This window comes from uncultured Psychroserpens sp. (genome assembly GCF_947501425.1).
Classification (GTDB): domain Bacteria; phylum Bacteroidota; class Bacteroidia; order Flavobacteriales; family Flavobacteriaceae; genus Psychroserpens.
Map to the genome: position 1 here is coordinate 238,040 of NZ_CANMVN010000007.1, position 20,890 is coordinate 258,929.

At 34.7% G+C, this 20,890-nt stretch carries 21 protein-coding genes; 11 read left to right on the forward strand and 10 right to left on the reverse strand.

Annotation, left to right across the window (positions count from 1 at the left end; genetic code table 11):
- Window positions 1-72 precede the first annotated feature (72 nt).
- From Q0951_RS12470 to Q0951_RS12485, 4 genes are all read left to right on the forward strand, one after another.
- Window positions 73-1,563, forward strand: coding sequence for a M28 family peptidase (locus Q0951_RS12470; protein WP_299337322.1), 1,491 nt, complete (start codon window positions 73-75; stop codon window positions 1,561-1,563).
- Between the two features lie 14 nt (window positions 1,564-1,577).
- Window positions 1,578-1,979: a cupin domain-containing protein gene (locus Q0951_RS12475; protein WP_299337324.1), complete on the forward strand. Its 402-nt coding sequence runs from the start codon at window positions 1,578-1,580 to the stop codon at window positions 1,977-1,979.
- A 3-nt stretch (window positions 1,980-1,982) separates the two neighbouring features.
- Window positions 1,983-2,108 carry a hypothetical protein gene (locus tag Q0951_RS12480; RefSeq protein ID WP_299337326.1) on the forward strand — a complete coding sequence of 42 codons (126 nt, stop codon included), beginning with the start codon at window positions 1,983-1,985 and terminating at the stop codon, window positions 2,106-2,108.
- Window positions 2,109-2,176: 68 nt separating this feature from the next.
- Entirely contained in the window at window positions 2,177-2,629 is a 453-nt protein-coding gene (locus Q0951_RS12485; RefSeq protein WP_299337328.1) for a Na(+)-translocating NADH-quinone reductase subunit F, read from the forward strand.
- A gap of 116 nt (window positions 2,630-2,745) precedes the next feature.
- Here Q0951_RS12485 and nqrF read toward each other — a convergent pair whose 3' ends face one another.
- The 6 genes from nqrF to Q0951_RS12515 are packed head-to-tail and all read right to left on the reverse strand — an operon-like array spanning window position 2,746 to window position 8,842.
- Window positions 2,746-4,056, reverse strand: coding sequence for an NADH:ubiquinone reductase (Na(+)-transporting) subunit F (gene nqrF / locus Q0951_RS12490; protein ID WP_299337330.1), 1,311 nt, complete (start codon window positions 4,054-4,056; stop codon window positions 2,746-2,748).
- 1 nt (window position 4,057) lies between these two features.
- Window positions 4,058-4,768, reverse strand: a complete 711-nt coding sequence (gene nqrE, locus Q0951_RS12495) for an NADH:ubiquinone reductase (Na(+)-transporting) subunit E (RefSeq protein ID WP_299337332.1) — start codon at window positions 4,766-4,768, stop codon at window positions 4,058-4,060.
- Window positions 4,769-4,820: 52 nt separating this feature from the next.
- A complete protein-coding gene (locus tag Q0951_RS12500) occupies window positions 4,821-5,465 on the reverse strand; it encodes an NADH:ubiquinone reductase (Na(+)-transporting) subunit D (RefSeq protein WP_299337334.1) in 645 nt (214 codons plus the stop codon).
- A gap of 1 nt (window position 5,466) precedes the next feature.
- Entirely contained in the window at window positions 5,467-6,267 is an 801-nt protein-coding gene (locus Q0951_RS12505) for a Na(+)-translocating NADH-quinone reductase subunit C (RefSeq protein WP_299337336.1), read from the reverse strand.
- Window positions 6,268-6,269: 2 nt separating this feature from the next.
- Window positions 6,270-7,493 carry an NADH:ubiquinone reductase (Na(+)-transporting) subunit B gene (locus tag Q0951_RS12510; RefSeq protein ID WP_299337338.1) on the reverse strand — a complete coding sequence of 408 codons (1,224 nt, stop codon included), beginning with the start codon at window positions 7,491-7,493 and terminating at the stop codon, window positions 6,270-6,272.
- Window positions 7,493-8,842, reverse strand: coding sequence for a Na(+)-translocating NADH-quinone reductase subunit A (locus Q0951_RS12515; protein WP_299337339.1), 1,350 nt, complete (start codon window positions 8,840-8,842; stop codon window positions 7,493-7,495). Before Q0951_RS12515 ends, Q0951_RS12510 begins: the two co-directional genes overlap by 1 nt.
- 164 nt (window positions 8,843-9,006) lie before the next feature.
- On the opposite strand from Q0951_RS12515, the gene Q0951_RS12520 reads away from it, so the two are divergent.
- The gene (locus Q0951_RS12520) at window positions 9,007-10,260 is read left to right on the forward strand and encodes a DUF5103 domain-containing protein (protein ID WP_299337341.1); all 1,254 of its coding nucleotides are present in this window, start codon (window positions 9,007-9,009) and stop codon (window positions 10,258-10,260) included.
- On the opposite strand, the gene Q0951_RS12525 is transcribed toward Q0951_RS12520, so the two are convergent.
- Window positions 10,257-10,787, reverse strand: a complete 531-nt coding sequence (locus Q0951_RS12525; protein ID WP_299337342.1) for a cysteine dioxygenase family protein — start codon at window positions 10,785-10,787, stop codon at window positions 10,257-10,259. The two genes, Q0951_RS12520 and Q0951_RS12525, sit on opposite strands and share 4 nt — an antisense overlap.
- 93 nt (window positions 10,788-10,880) lie before the next feature.
- On the opposite strand from Q0951_RS12525, the gene Q0951_RS12530 reads away from it, so the two are divergent.
- On the forward strand, window positions 10,881-12,242 hold the full coding sequence (locus tag Q0951_RS12530; RefSeq protein WP_299337343.1) for an aminotransferase class V-fold PLP-dependent enzyme: 1,362 nt from the start codon (window positions 10,881-10,883) through the stop codon (window positions 12,240-12,242).
- A 115-nt stretch (window positions 12,243-12,357) separates the two neighbouring features.
- Window positions 12,358-12,744, forward strand: coding sequence for a Co2+/Mg2+ efflux protein ApaG (gene apaG / locus Q0951_RS12535; protein WP_230936663.1), 387 nt, complete (start codon window positions 12,358-12,360; stop codon window positions 12,742-12,744).
- Between the two features lie 2 nt (window positions 12,745-12,746).
- Here the strand turns inward: apaG and Q0951_RS12540 are convergent, their stop codons facing one another.
- Entirely contained in the window at window positions 12,747-13,745 is a 999-nt protein-coding gene (locus tag Q0951_RS12540) for a DUF6695 family protein (protein WP_299337344.1), read from the reverse strand.
- Between the two features lie 139 nt (window positions 13,746-13,884).
- Here Q0951_RS12540 and pruA point away from each other — a divergent pair, with 139 nt between their 5' ends.
- The 3 genes from pruA (at window position 13,885) to Q0951_RS12555 (ending at window position 18,151) form a co-directional block, all read left to right on the forward strand.
- Window positions 13,885-15,510 carry an L-glutamate gamma-semialdehyde dehydrogenase gene (gene pruA / locus Q0951_RS12545; protein ID WP_299337345.1) on the forward strand — a complete coding sequence of 542 codons (1,626 nt, stop codon included), beginning with the start codon at window positions 13,885-13,887 and terminating at the stop codon, window positions 15,508-15,510.
- 187 nt (window positions 15,511-15,697) lie between these two features.
- Window positions 15,698-17,443, forward strand: coding sequence for a T9SS type A sorting domain-containing protein (locus Q0951_RS12550; RefSeq protein ID WP_299337346.1), 1,746 nt, complete (start codon window positions 15,698-15,700; stop codon window positions 17,441-17,443).
- Window positions 17,444-17,530: 87 nt separating this feature from the next.
- On the forward strand, window positions 17,531-18,151 hold the full coding sequence (locus Q0951_RS12555) for a LysE family transporter (RefSeq protein ID WP_299337347.1): 621 nt from the start codon (window positions 17,531-17,533) through the stop codon (window positions 18,149-18,151).
- A 4-nt stretch (window positions 18,152-18,155) separates the two neighbouring features.
- On the opposite strand, the gene Q0951_RS12560 is transcribed toward Q0951_RS12555, so the two are convergent.
- Window positions 18,156-18,389, reverse strand: a complete 234-nt coding sequence (locus tag Q0951_RS12560; protein ID WP_299337348.1) for a hypothetical protein — start codon at window positions 18,387-18,389, stop codon at window positions 18,156-18,158.
- Between the two features lie 73 nt (window positions 18,390-18,462).
- Window positions 18,463-19,257: a DUF2797 domain-containing protein gene (locus Q0951_RS12565; protein ID WP_299337349.1), complete on the reverse strand. Its 795-nt coding sequence runs from the start codon at window positions 19,255-19,257 to the stop codon at window positions 18,463-18,465.
- A 43-nt stretch (window positions 19,258-19,300) separates the two neighbouring features.
- Between Q0951_RS12565 and Q0951_RS12570 the strand changes: the two genes are divergently transcribed.
- Window positions 19,301-20,821 (forward strand): GH3 auxin-responsive promoter family protein, encoded by a 1,521-nt coding sequence (locus tag Q0951_RS12570; protein ID WP_299337350.1) that lies wholly within the window; start codon window positions 19,301-19,303, stop codon window positions 20,819-20,821.
- Window positions 20,822-20,890 lie beyond the last annotated feature (69 nt).

The window sequence follows — 20,890 nt, forward strand, 5'->3', positions numbered from 1 at the left end:
CATTCTATCACTTCAACTGCTCTAAATTATCTATCTACTAACAATAGATTGAATTCAATAAAAATTCTAAATATGAAATTGAAAGTAATAATTTTTAATGTAATAACATTAGCATGTACTGTTTCTCTGTTTGCACAAACTGAAGAAGCAAAAGCAATTGAAACCACAAATAAAGCTACCATTGAAGGGCACATCTACTTTTTAGCTGATGATCTACTCAAAGGTCGGGAAACAGGCACACCAGAAAATAAAATAGCAGCTTCATATTTGGCAAATACAATGCGTAGTTATGGTGTAAAACCAAATCCTAAAACTGGAAATTACTTCCAGGAAGTCAATCTGAAACGTGTGTCTCCTCCATCTGAAATAGGTATTGAGATTAATGGTCAGAATATCAAAGATCTTGCTTTAGTAGTGGCTGACCCTATAGTTACTGAAACTGAAGCGGTATATCTAAACTATGGAATGGAGGAGGATTACAAAGGAAAAAATCTCACAGGAAAAGTAATTGTTATTAAAGCAGGAAGCGCAGACACAAAAGATACACGTGCAGCTTTTAGATTACGTAGAGAAAAGCAAAAAATAGCTGAAGAGTATGGTGTTATAGCTATTCTAGAACTATTAAATACTGATGACAATATGTGGAGTTATATTGATCACAATTTCAATACATCAAAACTTACGATTGCCGAAAATGAAGAAAAAGCCAATGATAATAGTAACAAAGTTCCACATGTTTGGATTTTAGATAAAAATGGAATAATGGCTAATGAGCTTAGCACTTCAAAGCAAATTAACACTAAAGTCTCTATTGGAAAAAATATGGAAGAAGCTGTGACCTCATACAACGTTGTTGGTATGGTAGAAGGTACAGACCCTAAACTTAAAGATGAGTTTATTATTTATTCGGCACACTACGATCATGTTGGTATTGGTACACCAGATGCAACAGGAGACACTATTTACAATGGTGCGAGAGACAATGCTGTTGGGACTACAACTGTACTCAGTATGGCAGAAAACCTAGCAAAATACCCAACAAAACGTTCTGCATTATTCATTCTGTTTACAGGAGAAGAAAAAGGACTTTTAGGTAGTAAGTTTTATGTAGAAAATCCCGTACTACCGCTTAAGCAAATGGTCTACTGTTTTAATAGTGATAATGCAGGTTATAATGACACCTCATTAGCAACTATTATAGGATTACCAAGAACAACAGCAGCACAACATATTAAAGATGCTGCTACAACTTTTGGTTTAACTGCTATTGATGATCCAGCGCCAGAGCAAGGCTTATTTGACCGAAGTGATAATGTTCACTTTGCCAGAAAAGGAATTCCTGCACCAACATTTTCCTTAGGATTCTCAGCTTTTAACGGTACAGTCACAAAATACTATCACAGACCAGGGGACGAACCTGAAAGCTTAGATTACGACTACCTATTGAAGTTTTTTAGAGCTTATGTCATGTCTGGTCGACTCATTGGCAATGATTCAAAAACACCTGTATGGACTTCTGGTGATAAATATGAAGCAGCAGGTAAAGCCCTTTATGGAAATTAATGACGTCTAACTTCATGTCGATTATCACACACATTAAAAAGAATAACCTATTTGAACTTGTAACGTTTCTATTAATTATTCTACCTATAGTTAGCTGTAAGCATCAAAACACATTACCAGATCCTCTCGAAGCTGGCTGGAACAACAAAGCAGTTTGTGAAGTCTTAGAAGATAATGACAACATCAGAGTTTTAAAATGTTCCTTTCCTCCTGGTATTGGTCATGAAAAACATTATCACAATCCACATTTTGGTTATACATTAGCAGGTAGTACATTTAAGATTAAGGACACTACTGGGATAAGAGAAGTTCATGTTCCAACAGATTATAGTTTCAGCAAAGATGAAATTAGCACACATGAAGTACTCAACATTGGTGATAGTACAGCTGTATTTTTAATTATTGAATATAAATAATATATGAGCGGATTTGACATTGTAATGGTCATTGCTATCATCCTTTTTGCACGATTAGGTATGCGATTAGTTACAGGCTATATTAAAATGAAAAAGGAGCAAAAAGAAGACGCTCATGAAGATAGCTGATTTCAAATAGCTTTTAAACTATTTACTTTTTTTGTATCTTTTACTTCGGAAAAAGAAAACATCATATCATGCAAACGCCTCAACGCTTAGAAAACGCGATTAAAAAATTATATGTCGCTTTTCATAAAAACGAACTCCATCCTGAATGTTGTAAAAGTTGCGCTGTTGGAAACATCCTCGATTGTACAGATGCTTGGAGACATTTATCAGATGCTCATGGCTCGTTAGAGCTCAATTATATTGGAAAAGTACACCAAGGTTTTGGAAGACGATTTAATGGTTATACGCCTTATGAATTGCTGCAAATTGAAGCAACATTTCTTGAGGCCTGTGGCTACGAATTACCGTTTCATAGGAATAACAAAAGACCTGAAAACCCAAAAGACAAAGACCTACTGTTTAAAGGTCTGTGTCATGTTGTGACATTCCTGTGTCAATTAGACCATGTGCCTAATGTTATGGATTACACAAAACTTTTTGAAGTTGAGAATAACCAACCAAAATATGAGATTGCCTATTAAAATTTAGAAAACATAGATAACAAAAAACCAACTCAATTGAGTTGGTTTTTTATTATCTGAGATTCGTCGCCTACGCTCGGAATGACAATTATAATTAAATGTCACTTAATGAACAACTAGCCCCCGAAATCATCGAATCTAATGTGTTCATCTGGAATACCAAAATCCTCTCCCATTTTTTGAACGGCTTGGTTCATTAATGGAGGACCACAGAAATATAACTCGATATCCTCAGGAGCATCGTGATGGTTCAGGTAATTATCAATTACACAATTGTGAATAAAACCAACAAAACCATCTCCTGCTTCATCATTAATATCTGTTTTAACTTTCCAGTTATCTTCTTCTAACGGTTCAGAAAGCGCCATGTAAAATTTAAAATTAGGGAAGTCTCTTTCCAATTCTCTAAAGTGATCAATATAGAACAACTCACGTTTAGAACGTCCACCATACCAATAGGTTACTTTACGACCCGTTTTTAAGGTTTTGAATAAGTGGTATAAGTGAGAACGCATTGGAGCCATACCAGCACCACCACCAACGTATAACATTTCGCTTTCAGACTCATTGATGAAGAATTCACCATAAGGTCCTGAAATTACAACTTTGTCTCCTGGTTTCTGTGCAAAAATATAAGATGATGCTACTCCTGGATTGACATCCATCCAAGCGTTTTTTGCACGATCCCATGGTGGAGTTGCAATACGAACATTCAACATGATCTCTCGTCCTTCAGCAGGATAAGAGGCCATAGAATAAGCTCTTTCCACTGTTTCATCATTCTTCATCACTAATGGCCAAAGACCAAACTTATCCCACTCTGCCTGAAACTTATCTGGTGTTTCATGCTCTTCTGGGTGAGCAGTGATATCTATATCAGAATATTTTATCTCACATGGAGGAATTTCAATTTGAATATATCCTCCAGCTTTGTAGTTCATATCCTCAGGAATTTCAACTACAAATTCTTTAATGAATGATGCCACATTATAATTACGCACAACAACGGCATCCCATTTTTTAATTCCGAAGACTTCTTCAGGAATGGTGATCTCCATATCTTGTTTTACTTTAACCTGACAAGATAATCGTGCGCCATGTTGTAATTCTTTTCTACTGAAATGGGGTGTTTCTGTAGGCAATGCTTCACCACCTCCTGAAAGGACATGGCATTCACATTGAATACAAGTTCCACCACCACCACATGCAGATGGTAAGAATATTTTTTCAGCTCCTAAGGTCGATAATAAAGTTCCACCAGAAGCTACCTGTATTTCCTTTTCACCATTGATTTTAATGGTCACAGGACCTGATGGTGATAATTTTTGTTTCACAAACAATAATAGTGCTACTAATACCAATGTCACTAGTAAAAAAGCTGCTACTGTTGCTACTACTGTTCCTATTGTACCTGCTGCTAATATCATACTACTCTTCTATTTTAGTGTTGTTAGCTAATTCTTTATTGTTTTCAGTAGGTGTAATAACCTCTACTGTTGTATCTTCTTTGGCTTCTTCGTCACCTCCAGTTAACATTCCACCAAAGCTCATAAACCCAATAGCCATAAGACCTGTGATGATAAAAGTGATTCCTAAACCTCTTAATGCAGGTGGAACACTTGAATATCTGATCTTTTCACGAATGGCAGCAATTGCAAGAATTGCAAGGAACCATCCGATACCTGAACCTATTCCGTAGTTTAATGCTAAACCTAAAGTTGCAATTTCTCGTGATTGCATGAATAATGAACCACCCAAAATTGCACAGTTTACAGCAATTAATGGTAAAAAGATACCTAGTGAATTGTATAATGATGGTGAGAATTTCTCAACCACTATTTCAACTAATTGTACCATGGTTGCGATAGTTGCAATAAACATGATAAATGATAAGAAACTTAAGTCATAATCTGCATACTCAGGTCCTAACCAAGTTAACGCTCCAGGCTGTAACACATACTGATCCAATAACCAGTTAAGTGGTACTGTAATAGCTAAAACGAAAATTACAGCTGCTCCTAAACCTACTGCAGTTGACACTTTTTTAGATACCGCTAAGTAAGAACACATCCCAAGGAATGTTGCAAATACCATGTTATCTATAAATATCGATTTGAAAAATAATTCTACGTGTTCCATATGATATGTATTGATGTAATTCTGAAATGAATACAGAATAACAATTCACTTTTTAATCTTCTACTAATGCTTTATTTCTTGTACGTTGTACCCAAATAATGATACCTACTACTATCAATGCCATTGGTGATAATAACATAAATCCGTTATTCTCATAACCAATAGAATACAACCCTGTTTTTTCAATAGGATCTCCTAATACCGGAATACCTAGTAAGGTACCTGATCCTAATAATTCTCTGAAAAATCCAACGATGATCAATATTACTGCATATCCTAAAGCGTTACCAATACCATCAAGGAATGATCGCCATGGACCGTTACCTAAAGCAAAAGCTTCAAAACGTCCCATAATGATACAGTTGGTAATAATTAAACCTACAAATACAGAAAGTGTTTTACTCAATTCGTAAGCAAAAGCTTTAAGCACTAAATCAACTATAATTACAAGTGTTGCTACAACGATAAGTTGAGCAATAATTCTAATTTTTGAAGGAATGATATTACGCATTAATGAAATAACAACGTTACCAACACCCATTACAAATAGAACTGATATTGACATCACGATTGAAGCTTCAAGCTCTGCTGTAATCGCTAAAGCCGAACATATACCAAGTACCTGAATTGTAATTGGGTTATTATCTGCTAATGGATCTGTAATTAACTTCGCGTCTTTTTTTGAAAGTAGTCCCATATTAATTAGCTTGTTTTTTTAAGTTATCAAAGAAAGGTTTATACAATTTAAGGTCATTCTTAATCATTGCTGACACACCATCACCTGTAATTGTTGCACCTGCAATAGCATCTACCTCATTATCTGTTTTATCGTTATTCTTTGGATCTGCATTTCCTTTTGCTACAGTAATACCTTTAAAGGCACCATTTTCTGTAAGCAAATGTTCACCGTAGAAATCATCCATAAAATAGCGTTGCTTAATGTTTGCTCCTAAACCAGGAGTTTCTCCTTTGTGATCAAAATAAGCACCTTGTACAACCATATTTTCATCCATAGCTACATAACCCCAAATCGCATCCCAAAGTCCTTTTCCGTATATTGGTGCAACGTACACCATTTTACCATCTTTGTTTTTTCCAACAAACAGCGGTAATTTTCTTTCTCCACCATCTTTAGCACTAGCCTGTTGTTTTTTAACATCAATCAGGTAAGGTTCTTGATTTGTTTCGTTGAAATATTCATCACGAGTTTGCTCTTTTAAGACCTTTCCGTTAGAATCAATCGTGATCACTATTTGGTCTTGTACATTAGATGTGAACGCCTCAGGTGCTTTCTCTGTAGAAATGAAAACTGCACTTGTCTCGTCATTATCGTTAATACCCATAGCATACAGAATATTCTGTTGCTTCTCTAATCGTTGATTTTCACTAATTCTAGGTTTTAATGTGGACGCTAAGTAGGCCAACAGTGACCCTACAACCAACACCATACCTATGGCGAAAATTACAGTATATGAATTTTTATCTGTTCTCTTTTCCATCGTTAAGCAGTTTTAACTTTTAGACGTTTCATTCGACGTTTTACATTTCCTTGAACAACATAATGGTCAATGGTTGGTGCGAAAACGTTCATTAATAATATAGCTAAGAATACACCTTCTGGGTAAGCTGGATTAAATACACGAATCATGATAGATATAAAACCTATTAAGAATCCATAGATCCACTTTCCTTTATTGGTTTGTGATGCCGTTACAGGATCTGTAGCCATGTATACCGCACCAAATAAAATACTTCCTATTATTAAATGTTGCCAGAAAGGAACATTCATTAATCCGTAGAATTTGCTTGACTCTCCAATCCATCCTGCATCTACAACACCGTTGAAGATTAATCCCATCACCAAAGCACCTATTAAGGTAGAGACAATAATTCTCCAGCTTCCGATTTTAGTAAAAATCAAGAATAAGGCTCCAATAATAATTAAGAACTTTGATGTTTCTCCAACAGATCCTGGAATTAATCCCCAGAACATGTCCCAATAATCATAAACTACTGAATTGTTTTGAGCATAAGATCCCAAAATCGTTTCTCCTGAAATCGCATCCAGATTTTCTCCAGCTGCAATTGCCTGATCTCTTGCTACAGCACCATGAACCCATACTTTATCACCTGACATCCAGGTTGGGTAAGCAAAGAATAAAAAGGCTCTAATGGTTAATGCAGGATTTAAGATGTTCATTCCTGTTCCACCAAATACTTCTTTTCCAATGACAACACCAAACACAACTGCTACAGCAAGCATCCATAACGGGATATCTACAGGAACAATTAATGGTACTAACATACCAGTAACTAAGTAGCCTTCTTCTACTTCGTGTCCTTTAATTACTGCGAACAAAAACTCTACAGCAAGACCAACACCATAAGAAACAATTACTAATGGTAATACTTGCCATAGTCCGACAATTAAATTATCCAGTGTCCAAAATGTAGACCCTAAAAATCCTGAAGATCTTTCAATCTCTCCTAAAGCTACGTAATGTTGATATCCAGCATTGAACATTCCGAAAATCAAACAAGGCACTAATGCCATGATTACGGTATTCATAGTACGCTTAAGATCATCAGCCGCTTTTATATGAGTTCCATTGTGAGTGGTCTCATTTGGTAAATATAAAAAGGTATGGAGTGCGTTGAACGCAGGTGCCATTTTTTTTCCTTTATACTTTTCTTTTAAATTATGTAAATTACTTTTTAAACCCATTATCCTATCTCTTTAAGCATTAAGTCTAAACCTTTTCTAATAATATCTTGATGTGGCTGTTTAGACACACATATAAATTCTGTTAGTGCAAAATCTTCAGGAGCAACTTCGTACATTCCTAAGGCTTCCATTTCGTCAAGATCCTCATACATACATGCCTTTAGAATTTGCATTGGATAAATATCTAATGGGAATACTTGCTCATAGGAACCAGTAACCACAAAAGCGCGATGCTCTCCATTAGTATTCGTATTTAAATCGTATTTTTTCTTAGGTTGCATCCAAGAGAATGTCAATGCTCTTGAGGTTGATATTTTATCAAAAACAGGTTTGTTCCAACCGAAAAACTCGTAATCGTCACCTTCAGGAATTACAGTAATAACATTATCATAGAATCCAAGACTACCATCTGGCTTTAATTGTTTTCCTGATAATACATTACCTGATATGATACGATCATTACCATCTTTCTCAACACCTTTGTCATAAATCATTGTAGCAACTTCACTACCAATTTTGGTTTTGAAGTATCTTGGTTTCTCTACAGATGAGCCAACTAAAGCCACAATTCGTTCTGAATTAAATTTACCTGTCAATAACAGCTCACCAATTACAACTAAGTCTTGTGCATTGATTGTCCATACAACTTCTCCTTTATTAACCGGATCAATTTTGTTGATATGTGTTCCAACGTTTCCAGCAGGATGCGGACCAGACACTTTATGGATAATTGCATCATTCATACCAGAAAGAGGCGAATTATTAGAACCAATACCAATGTGCACTTTGCCGTCAGTCAATTTAGCTAGTGCAGAAACAGCAGCTTGCAATTCAGCTTCTTTACCTTGTAACACAAAATCAAGATCAGCCGCTAAAGGTGCTGTATCATGTCCTGAAATAAAAATAGCTTTTGGTGACTTTTCAGTGTTAGCAATAACATCGTAAGGTCTTTGCTTGATAAAAGGCCAACATCCTGATGCTAACAAATGAGCTTTAGTAGCTTCAGCATCTGAATTCATATTAAACTTCCCAAAATCTTTATGGGATTGCTGTTTATCTGCCTGAATCTTAATAGCATCGATACGACGCTTAGGACCTCTTAATACTTCTACCACAGTTCCTGAAACAGGTGATACAAACTTTACATCTTCATTTGACTTATCGTAAAAGATAACATCTCCTGCTTGTAAAGTAGAACCTTCTTTTGCTACAAGTTTCGGAATAACGCTGTGAAAATCTTCAGGTCTGATAGTGCAGAAATTACTTATAATGGCTTGTTCAACTGTTTTACCAGCTTCACCAACAAGTTTTATATCCAGACCTTTTTTAATTTTAATGTCTTTTGACATACGCTTTATATTGAAATTAGTTGTCTAAAAATCCGTGCAAATTTACGAATTAATTGAGTAATAAAACAGCATATTAACGAAGTTTGTTATTTTTAAGGGTTCTAAATAAGCTACACAATATTAAGGCATAGATTTTGTTTATCTTTGTACATCAAACTATTATAATGATTAAGAACATCTATTTTTTCCTGTTAGCAATTCTAATCTCATTTCAGGGATTCTCTCAAGTTGAAGAAGTTAATCCACCAAGCTATATCAAAACCATTACTTTCAAAAGTAGAAGTTCTGCACAAGGACAACTGCCTATCTTAAGACTTGGTGAAGAATTTTATCTTGAATTTGATGTCTTAACAACTGATGAGCCAGATTTTTATTACACCATAGAACATTACAATTATGATTGGACAAAATCCAATTTAGTAAAGATGGAATATATGCAAGGATTTGATAATTTTAGAATTGTAGATTATCAAAATTCATTTAATGCATTTCAATTGTATTCACACTATAGACTTCCAATCCCAAACAGGCAAACACGAGCCCTAACAAAAACAGGTAATTATATCATCTCTGTTTTTAATGAGAATGAAGAGCTAATGTTTACCAGAAAATTTATGATATATAAAGATCTTCTTGGTGTTGGTGTAGATATTAAGAGAAAGCGTGATGTACGTTTTATAAATGAAAAGCAAACTGTTGACATTGTTATTAATTCTGGAAGTCTCAATTTAAATAACCCAAAAGAAACAGTTAAAACTTTAATCATACAGAATAACAATCTACACACAGCGATAAAAAATGTTAAACCTCAATACACCATTGGAAAAGAACTCATATATAGATATGTCAATGAAACATCATTTTGGGGTAGCAATGAATTCCTCTTTTTTGAAAATAAAGATGTACGGGCAGCTAATGTTGGTGTTCAATTCATAGACCTTAAAGACATCTATCACAATTATCTGTTTACAGCAAGATCAAGACACGATCAGCCTTACACTTATAATCCAGATATTAATGGTAATTTTTTAATCACAGCAATTGACGCTGACAACGTCGATATTGAAGCAGATTACACAATGATCCACTTCTCATTAGATTATCCTAGACTCACTGATGGTAGTGAAATTTATGTTTATGGTAATTATAACAACTATGCACTTGATGAAGAAAACAAACTCACATTCAATAGTGAAAGTGGGTTATACGAAGTAGCATTTAAACTCAAACAAGGATTTTACAATTATAAGTATGTTGTAGTTGATGCGCAGGGAAATTTAGATGAAGGTAAAATTAGTGGCGACTTTTGGCAAACTGAAAACAACTACAAAGTATTGGTATATTACAGAGATCTTGGAGCTCGTTTTGATCAACTTATTGGTTTTGGAGAAGCTACGTCTGTAGACATTTCTAATTAATCTTTGCACACAACTTGTTGGTAGGTATCATAATTCAGTTTCGTTTTTATAAAACGTCCTGAGGTGTCATCAAACGAACGACAATGCTCAATAGGTTTCGCGTATAAGTGTAAACTTATTGAACGGCCTTGATTAACATTCTTAAGTTTATGAAATCCTATTTTATCATTCATGAATGATATTTGCTTAGGTGCTAATCTTTGAGAGCGCTCTTCTCTTAAATAATTTTGAGTATCTATAGTGTAATACACTTCCTGTAATTCACCTTTCATCATGTACACCCAACAATCTTCACCATCATGACCATGGATTGGCGTTTCTTGTCCAGCTTCCCAACATAATAAAATAAGTTCAAAAACATCATCTCTGTAGATACAGTTTCTCGTATATTTTTCTGAAGACCAACTTTCAACAGGTTGAAAGTCGATACCATCTAATCCAAAACTTCGTAACAAAATACTGTAATCTTCTTTAGAAGATTTCGACAATACATCTATTAAATCTTGAATGTGCTTTGGAGATTTCAATATGAACTATTGATATTTGAGGGTATTTTCATAATTTATCGGAAAATAGGAATAAATTTACAAAACGCCAAAATTTCAGAATTACCACATTTTATGCAAAACGACTTAAACTTGTTTACCGAACTTGTTGAACTCCTGATTTCCGAAGAAAAAAACAATCCAGTAGCAACTCCAATTGATACCAATAAACTTTATAGCACTTTAGATCTTCAACTCAATGATGAACCAAGTATTGATAAAGATTTTATTAGCACATTAAAAGATATCATTAAATCGACCCCAAAAACAGCATCTACCTCATTTTTTAATCAATTATTTGGAGGACGAATAGGTAGAGCAACCTTAGGCGATCTTTTAGCAGTTATGCTGAATAATAGCATGTATACTTACAAGGTAGCTGGACCTCAAGTTGGTATTGAAAAAATTATTCTCAGAACTATTTGCGATATGATCAAATATCCCGAATCTGCAGATGGCACTTTTGCCCCAGGCGGCTCCATGAGTAATTATATGGCAGTTTTAATGGCTCGGGATAAGTACAATCCATTAGCGAGAACCAAAGGTATTTCAAATACAATGACCCTTTACACTTCGGAAGTTTCGCATTACTCAATTGCAAAAAACGCCTCTTTTATTGGCGTTGGAAGACACCAGGTTAGAACAGTAAAAACAAACCTTAAAGGGGAAATGCTAGTCGAAGATTTAGATGCTAAAATCTCTAAAGATATCGAAAACGGATATCAACCGTTTTTTGTTAATGCTACTGCCGGAACTACAGTTTTAGGCGCTTTTGATAATGTAGAAGCCATAAGTAAGGTCTGTAAAAAACACGATGTATGGCTTCATTTAGATGGTGCTTATTGCGGTGCAGTGATTTTTAGTGACACCTATAAACACTTGGTTAAAGGGATTGAACATACAGATTCATTTAGTGTTAATGCTCACAAAATGTTAGGCACACCTTTAAGTTGCTCTATTATTGTAACAAAAGATAAAAAGCATCTTTATGAATCGTTTTCAAATGAAGCAGAATACCTTTATCAAACTAATGATGACGATTTTAACTTAGGAAAAACATCGCTTCAGTGTGGTCGTAGAAATGATGCTTTAAAACTATGGACACTTTGGAAATCGGTTGGAAGTAAAGGATTGAAAACTATCGTTGACCATCAGTTTAAATTAGCAGAGATAGCCCGCAATTACATCAATAATCATCCTGATTACACCTTGTATAGTTTTGAAAACTCTATTTCTGTATGCTTTAACTATAAAAATATTTCAGCTAAAACCTTATGCACGTCTTTGTATGAAGCCTCTAGGCTTATGGTTGGCTTCGGAAATTTTAAAGACCAAAACTTTGTAAGAATGGTGACCATTAATACCGTTTTAAAGGAGAAAGATATCTTAAACTTCTTTAAAACCATTGAAAATTTTGCAAGTTCAACCGATTTATGAAACCATTAATCGTTTAGTATACTTAAATTATGTTAAAAATTTGCTTAATTTTAAAAAAGCAATAAAAATAGAAGGAAAATTAGTTATTTTTGTATGCTATTATTGAGAATACCCCATGGTTCAACAGGTTACAAGCGGCATAAAAATTTCGGTGGAAACATCATTTGAGGGTACATTTTATAAAAACTATAAAGTGCACTTCGCCTTTGGCTATAAAGTAACCATTGAAAATCAAAGTAAAGACTCTGTTCAATTAAATTCGAGATACTGGAGAATTCTTGACGCACTCAACAATGTTGACATTGTAGAAGGCGAAGGTGTTATCGGTAAAAAGCCTGTATTAAAACCAGGAGAATCCCACACTTATAATTCTGGATGTTTATTAACATCTCCATTTGGTGCCATGCAAGGACATTATAATATGGTAAACTTCACGAATACCAATAAGTTTAAAGTCATTATTCCTTCATTTAAATTAAGTGCACCTTTTGCTCTCAATTAATATTAATCATAGTTTCCTAAATATTCAAATCTAAATGTGTCATTCTTTTGATTGATATGAAAGAATTGACAGTTTGAATAGTGAATGAATTGATAAGTGTCGTCAAACTCAAACCCTTTTGATGAGATTTTGTAAACACCATCGCAATCCACATTTCCGTAGGGAGAAATTCGTCTGAAACGAAATTCCTCATGACTTCCAATATGATGTAACTCAAACCAGGCTCCTGCAGCAATTCCACTTAACCATTGTGCATGATCATTTTTTATATCGTTGTGTTTTGGCTCCAACGTTCCAACTAAGCTTGGATTATAATCGGTAAGTGTATCTAAAAATAAGCGTCTATTCTCTTTACTAACCGTTGAATCAAATTCAGAAATCGCTCCTTTATCAGACACGAGATACACATGATCTTCTGTATCTGCAATAACAACATTACCTATAGTGCTTGGCGTAAAACTCTTAGACTTGATAAGTTTAGATTTAATATCGGCATTTGTAACGCTAGCAATAAGACTATCCGTTACAAATCTTGCACAATTACAAGCCTCTTTGATAAAAGCAGCATACCTTATAAATCCTAAATTCTGCATTTTAGTAATATGAGTTCTTGCTTTTTTATAGTCAATAGCATTACAAACTGAAGCATACAAATCGCCATCACCATGAGTAAGTTTTGGATGTGTTCCTAAAAACTTTAGAATCTTATCCAAATTTTTGATCTGATCATTTTCAATTTCAGCTTTCAATGGAAAATTCAACTCAAAATCAGTCTCTCTACCTCTAACACGACCATTAGGTGAGGAAGTTATATATCTACCAAAATCGTGATATTCTAAAACTCCTGTAGACTTATTGATTAAAACCAAAGCTGCATGACCTGCTCTGACATGCTTCTTATTTCCAACAAATAAAAACCTCAGAAAAGGAGAATACCATTCTTCTGCATGAGAGACAATAGTTTCAGGGTAAGCAAGTGTTAGGATTATTCCGTCGTTCATAAAAAAAATATTGACAGCAACTTACAAAAAATTACGCAGTATTTTAACCTTGTTTTAATAGTCCTTTGTCTATTAGTCATCAAAAAATCGTACCTTTGCAGCTTCAAAAGAATAACCAATTTTTAAACTAAAATTTAAGATGGGAAAAGGATTTTTCAACGTACCAGTAGCTATAAATGAGCCTGTAAAATCTTATGCTCCAGGAAGTCCTGAGCGTGATGCAGTTTTAGAGGCCTACCAAACCATGTGGAATACTAAAACTGATGTTCCACTGTATATCAACGGTAAAGATGTTAAGACAGACAATACGAATACCATGTCTGCACCTCACGACCACCAACATGTTGTTGGAACATATCATTTAGCTGAAAAATCTCATGTTGAAGATGCTATTTCCACAGCATTAGAAGCAAGAAAAACGTGGTCTCAGTTACCATGGGAACAACGCGCTGGAATTTTCTTAAAAGCAGCAGAATTAATTGCCGGACCATATAGAGCAAAAATTAATGCTGCAACTATGATTGCTCAATCAAAAACAGTACATCAAGCAGAAATTGATGCTGCTTGTGAGTTGATAGATTTCTTACGTTTCAATGTTCAGTTCATGACAGATATCTATCATGAACAACCAGAAAGCACAAGTGATGCTTGGAATAGATTAGAGTACAGACCATTAGAAGGATTTACCTATGCTGTAACACCTTTTAACTTTACAGCTATAGCTGCAAACTTACCTGCTTGTATGGCAATGATGGGGAATGTAGTAGTTTGGAAACCGAGTGACAGTCAGATTTTCTCTGCAAAAGTCATCATGGATGTATTCAAAGAGGCTGGAGTCCCTCCGGGAGTTGTAAACGTCGTTTTTGGTGATCCTGTTATGATTACTGATACTGTAATGGATAGTCCAGACTTTTCAGGTCTACATTTCACAGGGTCAACATTTATCTTCAAAGAACTTTGGAAAAAAATAGGAAATAACATCCACAACTATAAGACTTATCCAAGAATTGTTGGAGAAACTGGTGGTAAAGATTTTATCGTTGCACATAAATCTGCTAACCCTATACAAGTAGCTACTGCTATTTCAAGAGGAGCTTTTGAATTTCAAGGACAAAAATGTAGTGCTGCCTCAAGAGCCTATATTCCATCAAATCTTTGGGACACAGTGAAATCTCGTGTTATTGAAGATGTAAAATCATTTAAAATGGGTTCCCCAGAAGATTTAAGTAATTTTATAACTGCAGTAATTCATGAAGGTTCGTTTGACAAATTAGCTAAATACATTGATCAGGCTAAAAGTGATGCTGATGCTGAAATCATCATAGGAGGAAATTACGATAAGAGTAAAGGTTATTTTATTGAACCTACAGTTATTGTAACAAAAGATCCAAAATACACGACGATGTGTACAGAGTTATTTGGACCAGTAATCACAATATATGTATATGACGAGGACCAATATTCTGAGACTTTAAAACTTGTTGATGAAACCAGTGAATATGCTCTAACTGGAGCTATCTTGGCAACCGATAGATATGCCATACAGGAAGCGACCAAGGCACTTCAAAATTGTGCAGGGAATTTTTACATCAATGACAAACCTACTGGAGCTGTTGTTGGACAGCAACCATTTGGTGGTGCCAGAGCCTCTGGAACTAATGACAAAGCGGGAAGCGCCCTTAACCTATTGCGTTGGGTGTCGCCAAGAATGATTAAAGAGACCTTTGTAACTCCAACAGACTATCGCTATCCGTTCTTAGGTTAAAATAATTAATAACGATTAAAAAAACCCTCTTACTTAACAGTTTGAGGATTTTTTTTGCTTTTCATCCTAAAACATTCAATAACACTTAATTAACTAAGTGAAACTTTGTATCTTGTTTGTCATAACTATTAATTAATCGATTATGATAAAAAAATACACTTTATTTTTTCTAACCCTCCCTCTTTTCATGCAAGCACAAATTGTAGAATTTGAATCTACTGTTGCAGCTGATTTGAGTGCTTATACAGCAATCGATAATACTGTGACAAGTTTTGCTGGTCTTGGGGAATATGAAATTTTCCTCGATACTGATACTGGCGTCTTAGATAAGCCAATCATTCTTGTGGATGGATTTGACCCAGGAGACACTAGAACTATTCCTGGACTTTATAGTTTATTAGATTTTACTGGATCTCAAGGCAACCAAAATCTTGCCGATCTTGTTAGAGCTCAAGGATTTGATGTGGTAATCTTAAATTTCCCATCTTACTTTAGGCTCAGTGACAATACATTATTAAATATTGATGATGCTACAGATGTTAATGCTGATACTGTTATTGATGAAGCAGATTATCCTGGTAGTACTCTTGTTAATGGTGGAGCTGATTTTATAGAACGAAACTCCATGCTTCTCATTGATCTAATCAACACATTGAATGCAGATAAAGTAGGAGATGAAGAACTCGTTATTATTGGCCCAAGTATGGGAGGTTTGATTTCTCGATATGCTCTGAATTTTATGGAAGAAGACAGTCAAGATCCTGAAACAAGATTATGGATTTCTTTTGACTCACCTCATCTTGGCGCTAATGTGCCTATTGGATTTCAACATCAATTTAATTTTCTAGGTTTTGGCTTAGGTGAAGACCTAAACGTTACAGAGCTTCAAGGTATTGTAAACGGACTTTTGAAGTCGCCAGCTGCAAGACAATTATTGGTAGATCACTTTGAAACCCATTTAGCGTCTGGAAGTGAAGTCTCCTTTGATCCTACGAAATTATTACCTGAGGCGCATCCTTACAGAGGTGTTTTTGATGCAGACATCAATTCGTTGACACCAACAGGATTTCCACAGAGTACAAGAAATGTATCTATAATAAATGGTAGTGGAATTGGTAATGCTTATCAATCAATTGCCGGAACTGATGTTACGTCAGGATTTCCTGTAATATCAGGCACCTTTCAAGACGTTGGACCATCTACTGATGCTACAATTGAAATCAACCTTACACCATCTATTGGATCAACTGCTCAGGTGAGTAGAGTACTAGTTCAGTTTTTAGGATTCATAACACTTTTTGATGAGATAGCTTTCTCTGAAGCACCTACATTTACAAATGGTGTTGATGCCGCTTCAGGAGGACTTTTTGATCTGGGTGCATTTACTTCAGGTCTTGGAGGAGATCCATTAATTGATAATTTCTTATCTGCTTTAATGCTAGATAAATTTAGTTTTATTCCTTCAGTAAGTGGTATGGCTTTAGAGTCTGTTCCTAATGGTGAAGTGAACTGGTTTCACAATATTAATTTGGGTGATCCAGGTAGTTCTGGAGATACAGTAAACAGCACGCCTTTTGTTAACTGGTATATGCCTGATGACAATGAAAATCATGTCTTACTCACAGAACAAAATGTTGCTTTTGCGCTAAGTGAAATTATTCCAGAAACATTATCTAATACTGATTTTGAGAATATCACTTCAATTAAAATTGAACGAAACCCAATTGAAGACGAATTAGCTATACTTAGTAATAAAGTACTTGATAATGTGAATATTGCTTTAGTTGATATTACAGGTAAAATTGTATTCAACTCCAATCAAACATTGGAAAGCCGAACAACACTTCCGTTAAATTTAGATACTGGAATGTATATTCTCAATTTACAAACCAAAGACAATTATAACTACCGAACCAAGATTATCGTAAAATAATCACATAAGCCCTAATGATTTCGTTAGGGCTTTTTTTTTATTCTTTTTTCACTGTAAGTTTTACTGGCGTTTTTCTACAAACAAGTTATGATTATTTCATTTTTCATAATTGGTGTAATTGCTAGTACTGTTGGAGCACTGCCTTTAGGCGCGTCAAATATAGCTGTAATCAATACAACCATTAAAGAGAATACTAAGCAAGCATTTAAAATAGCAATTACTGCTGGTATATCTGAGGTCATACTCTCTTACTATGCATTGCATTGCAATATGGCCGTTAAAGATTTCTTTGACAGAAACATGTGGATTCAAATTGTAATTGTGATCATTTTAATGGTTATTGGCAGCTATCTTATCTTCAAAAGCAAGAAAGAAGAACGCGTTAAGCCTAGCAGACTTTCAAGATCTAAATATGCTACAGGCTTTCTATTAGGTATTTTAAATCCTCCTGTCTTAATTTACTGGATTGTAGCTTTTGGCACCATCAACAATAATAACTTAATACTTTCATTGAGTTCTTCGTTATTTGTACTATTCTTATTTTTTGCAGGTGTTTACACAGGAAAGGTTGCTACTCTATATTTGTATAGTAAGTTTAGTTTGGCTATTAAGAACAGAGTTCAGAATATAACGCTTGTCATTAATAAAGTAACTGGTGTATTACTAATAATCATTGGTTTAGCACAAGCCATAAAACTGAGTTTTTAATAATTTACCTATAGTTTTCCATTCTACCAATTGGGTGATCTTCGTAATAATCCTCAAACGTTTTCTCAGTTGTATAATTATCGGTAAGCACCTTATACACCATAATAACGACAAAAACCTGACCCAAACAAGTTAAGTAAAACACCCAATTTAAGGGCATATCTAAGGCAGCTGCAATTGTTATAGTTATCAATAGCATTGTGGTTAAAACCACATAAAACATCACTGGAAACTTCATAGCATTTTTATTTACAAGATACTAAATAACAGCTATTTGAGAAGTCTGATAAATTATAAAATAAAGTTAATCTTTAGCCAATTGAGAACTTAATCACCAGGCCTTCATTCCCACGAATGTTAAAAACAGTATCATCTTCGAAAATCAGATATTGTCCTTTAATACCAGTAAGTTTTCCTGTATATCGCTGTGCTTTTATGATATTAAGACTTTTGGGTTTTTCAGGGTATTTATGTACAGGAAACACAAGATTAGTTTCAGTGTTTGAGGCTATATAATACTCTAAGGCTTCTTCAGGAATATATTCTTTAAGTCGTTCGCGCCATTCAACCAAGTTTTCATCTTCTATATCATTCTTTAACATTTTTCTCCAATTGGTTTTATCTGCTACGTGATCTTTGAGTGCCACTTCTGTAATTCCTGCAAGATATCGGTTGGGAACTTCAACTATTTCAATAGCTTCATGTGCGCCTTGGTCTATCCACCGGGTTGGCACTTGAGATTTTCGTGTCACACCAACTTTAACATTACTAGAATTAGCCAGATAAACAATATGAGGTTGTAGTTGCACTTTTTTCTCATACTCTAAATCTCTATCTTCTTTATCTAAATGTGCAGTACTTAATTCAGGTCGCATGATCCAGTCTCCAGCTTGAGGAATATCAAAAAAATCGTCTTTACAAAAGCCTTGACGATAAATTGGTTTATCTAATCCACATTTTAAACATTGGTATTTCACAAATTCCATAGTTATCGTTTTATCTAATAACTGATTCATATTCAGGAAATCATTTTCGAGTATTAGATAATATTGGATAGGTTCTGAAAACTCGGTTTCCATTTTTGTTAAAACACCTTGATAAAACATATTAAAAAAAGTATTATTTTTAGTGCTTAAAGATACTATAAAAATGCCGATTCCATTAGTAAATTCTATAGCTTCGTGGTTTTTAAAAAAGCGATTTCATCAAATCGAATTATTTTTAAAATACCCAAATGAAGTTCAAAATGAATTACTATTTCAACTTCTTTCAACTGCAAAGGATACTGAAATTGGTAGGATGTATGACTTTAATTCCATCTCCAGCTATGAGATCTTTTCTGAACGTATTCCAATTTCATCCTATGAGGATTGTCAGGAAATGATTGAGCGATCGCGTCGTGGTGAGCACAATATTTTTTGGCCTAATCCCATAAAATGGTTTGCTAAATCCAGCGGAACTACCAATGCAAAAAGCAAATTTATTCCTGTGAGCACAGAATCTCTTGAAGACTGTCATTATGCGGCAAGCAAAGATTTGTTATGCATGTACCTTAACAACAATGAAGACTCTCAATTATTTACAGGTAAGAGCTTACGTTTAGGAGGTAGTAAAGAACTTTACAAAGAAAACGGAACTGTCTTTGGAGACCTGTCTGCTATATTGATTGACAATATGCCGTTTTGGGCAGAGTTTAGCAGCACACCAAGTAGCAAGGTCTCTTTAATGAGTGATTGGGAAGTAAAGATGCAAGCTATTGTAGAAGAAACGCGTAATGAAAATGTGACCAGTTTAGCAGGAGTTCCATCCTGGATGTTGGTATTACTTAACAATATTCTGGATAGTACAGGAAAAGATAACCTTTTTGACATATGGCCTAATCTGGAAGTCTATTTTCACGGAGGTGTTAGTTTTGTACCCTATGTAGACCAATATAAAACCATATTGCCAAAGTCAGATTTTAAGTATTATGAAATATATAATGCTTCGGAAGGGTTTTTCGCTATTCAAGATCAAAACAACAGTAGCGAGCTTCTACTTATGCTTGATTACGGGATATTCTATGAATTTATTCCAATGGATCATTACGGAACACCTCAGCAAAAAGTTATCCCATTAAGTGAAGTTGAAATTGGTAAAAATTATGCTGTTATCATTACCACAAATGCAGGGCTTTGGAGATACAAAATTGGAGACACTGTAAGATTCACATCTACAAACCCTTATCGAATTAAAGTTTCTGGACGAACCAAACACCATATTAATGCTTTTGGAGAAGAACTAATCATAGAAAATGCTGAAGATGCACTTCGTGAGGTGTGTTGTTCGACAAAGGCTGAAATTGTTGACTATACAGCTGCACCGATTTTCATGAACGGAAAAAACAAAGGGTCTCATGAATGGCTTATAGAGTTCAAAAAACCACCACAGGATATTACAGTATTCAACAAGTTATTAGATGACAAACTAAAATCTTTAAATTCAGATTATGAAGCAAAACGTCTCAATAACATGACATTAAATATGCCTACAGTTCATGTGGCTAGAGAGCGTTTGTTTTATGATTGGCTTAAGCATCACGATAAGCTTGGTGGCCAACATAAGATCCCAAGATTATCAAATAGTAGAGAGTATATTGATGAGTTACTCAACTTAAATTCAATATCCTAGTCCATTCGTCGGTAAAATTCGCAGTATCCCTAAACTTGTCGGATTTACAATCAATTTCATCTAAAAAAC

What these genes read in the sequence shown, in the direction of transcription:
- Q0951_RS12565 (WP_299337349.1), bottom strand. Translation starts at nt 19,257, where the DNA reads ATGTTTTATCAAGGTGTTTTAACAAAAATGGAAACCGAGTTTTCAGAA.
- Q0951_RS12480 (WP_299337326.1), top strand. Translation starts at nt 1,983, where the DNA reads ATGAGCGGATTTGACATTGTAATGGTCATTGCTATCATCCTTTTTGCA.
- apaG (WP_230936663.1), top strand. Translation starts at nt 12,358, where the DNA reads ATGGTTCAACAGGTTACAAGCGGCATAAAAATTTCGGTGGAAACATCA.
- Q0951_RS12520 (WP_299337341.1), top strand. Translation starts at nt 9,007, where the DNA reads ATGATTAAGAACATCTATTTTTTCCTGTTAGCAATTCTAATCTCATTT.
- Q0951_RS12515 (WP_299337339.1), bottom strand. Translation starts at nt 8,842, where the DNA reads ATGTCAAAAGACATTAAAATTAAAAAAGGTCTGGATATAAAACTTGTT.
- pruA (WP_299337345.1), top strand. Translation starts at nt 13,885, where the DNA reads ATGGGAAAAGGATTTTTCAACGTACCAGTAGCTATAAATGAGCCTGTA.
- Q0951_RS12485 (WP_299337328.1), top strand. Translation starts at nt 2,177, where the DNA reads ATGCAAACGCCTCAACGCTTAGAAAACGCGATTAAAAAATTATATGTC.
- Q0951_RS12530 (WP_299337343.1), top strand. Translation starts at nt 10,881, where the DNA reads ATGCAAAACGACTTAAACTTGTTTACCGAACTTGTTGAACTCCTGATT.
- Q0951_RS12555 (WP_299337347.1), top strand. Translation starts at nt 17,531, where the DNA reads ATGATTATTTCATTTTTCATAATTGGTGTAATTGCTAGTACTGTTGGA.
- Q0951_RS12470 (WP_299337322.1), top strand. Translation starts at nt 73, where the DNA reads ATGAAATTGAAAGTAATAATTTTTAATGTAATAACATTAGCATGTACT.
- Q0951_RS12505 (WP_299337336.1), bottom strand. Translation starts at nt 6,267, where the DNA reads ATGGAAAAGAGAACAGATAAAAATTCATATACTGTAATTTTCGCCATA.
- Q0951_RS12570 (WP_299337350.1), top strand. Translation starts at nt 19,301, where the DNA reads ATGCCGATTCCATTAGTAAATTCTATAGCTTCGTGGTTTTTAAAAAAG.
- Q0951_RS12550 (WP_299337346.1), top strand. Translation starts at nt 15,698, where the DNA reads ATGCAAGCACAAATTGTAGAATTTGAATCTACTGTTGCAGCTGATTTG.
- Q0951_RS12475 (WP_299337324.1), top strand. Translation starts at nt 1,578, where the DNA reads ATGTCGATTATCACACACATTAAAAAGAATAACCTATTTGAACTTGTA.
- Q0951_RS12500 (WP_299337334.1), bottom strand. Translation starts at nt 5,465, where the DNA reads ATGGGACTACTTTCAAAAAAAGACGCGAAGTTAATTACAGATCCATTA.
- Q0951_RS12540 (WP_299337344.1), bottom strand. Translation starts at nt 13,745, where the DNA reads ATGAACGACGGAATAATCCTAACACTTGCTTACCCTGAAACTATTGTC.
- Q0951_RS12560 (WP_299337348.1), bottom strand. Translation starts at nt 18,389, where the DNA reads ATGAAGTTTCCAGTGATGTTTTATGTGGTTTTAACCACAATGCTATTG.
- nqrE (WP_299337332.1), bottom strand. Translation starts at nt 4,768, where the DNA reads ATGGAACACGTAGAATTATTTTTCAAATCGATATTTATAGATAACATG.
- Q0951_RS12510 (WP_299337338.1), bottom strand. Translation starts at nt 7,493, where the DNA reads ATGGGTTTAAAAAGTAATTTACATAATTTAAAAGAAAAGTATAAAGGA.
- nqrF (WP_299337330.1), bottom strand. Translation starts at nt 4,056, where the DNA reads ATGATATTAGCAGCAGGTACAATAGGAACAGTAGTAGCAACAGTAGCA.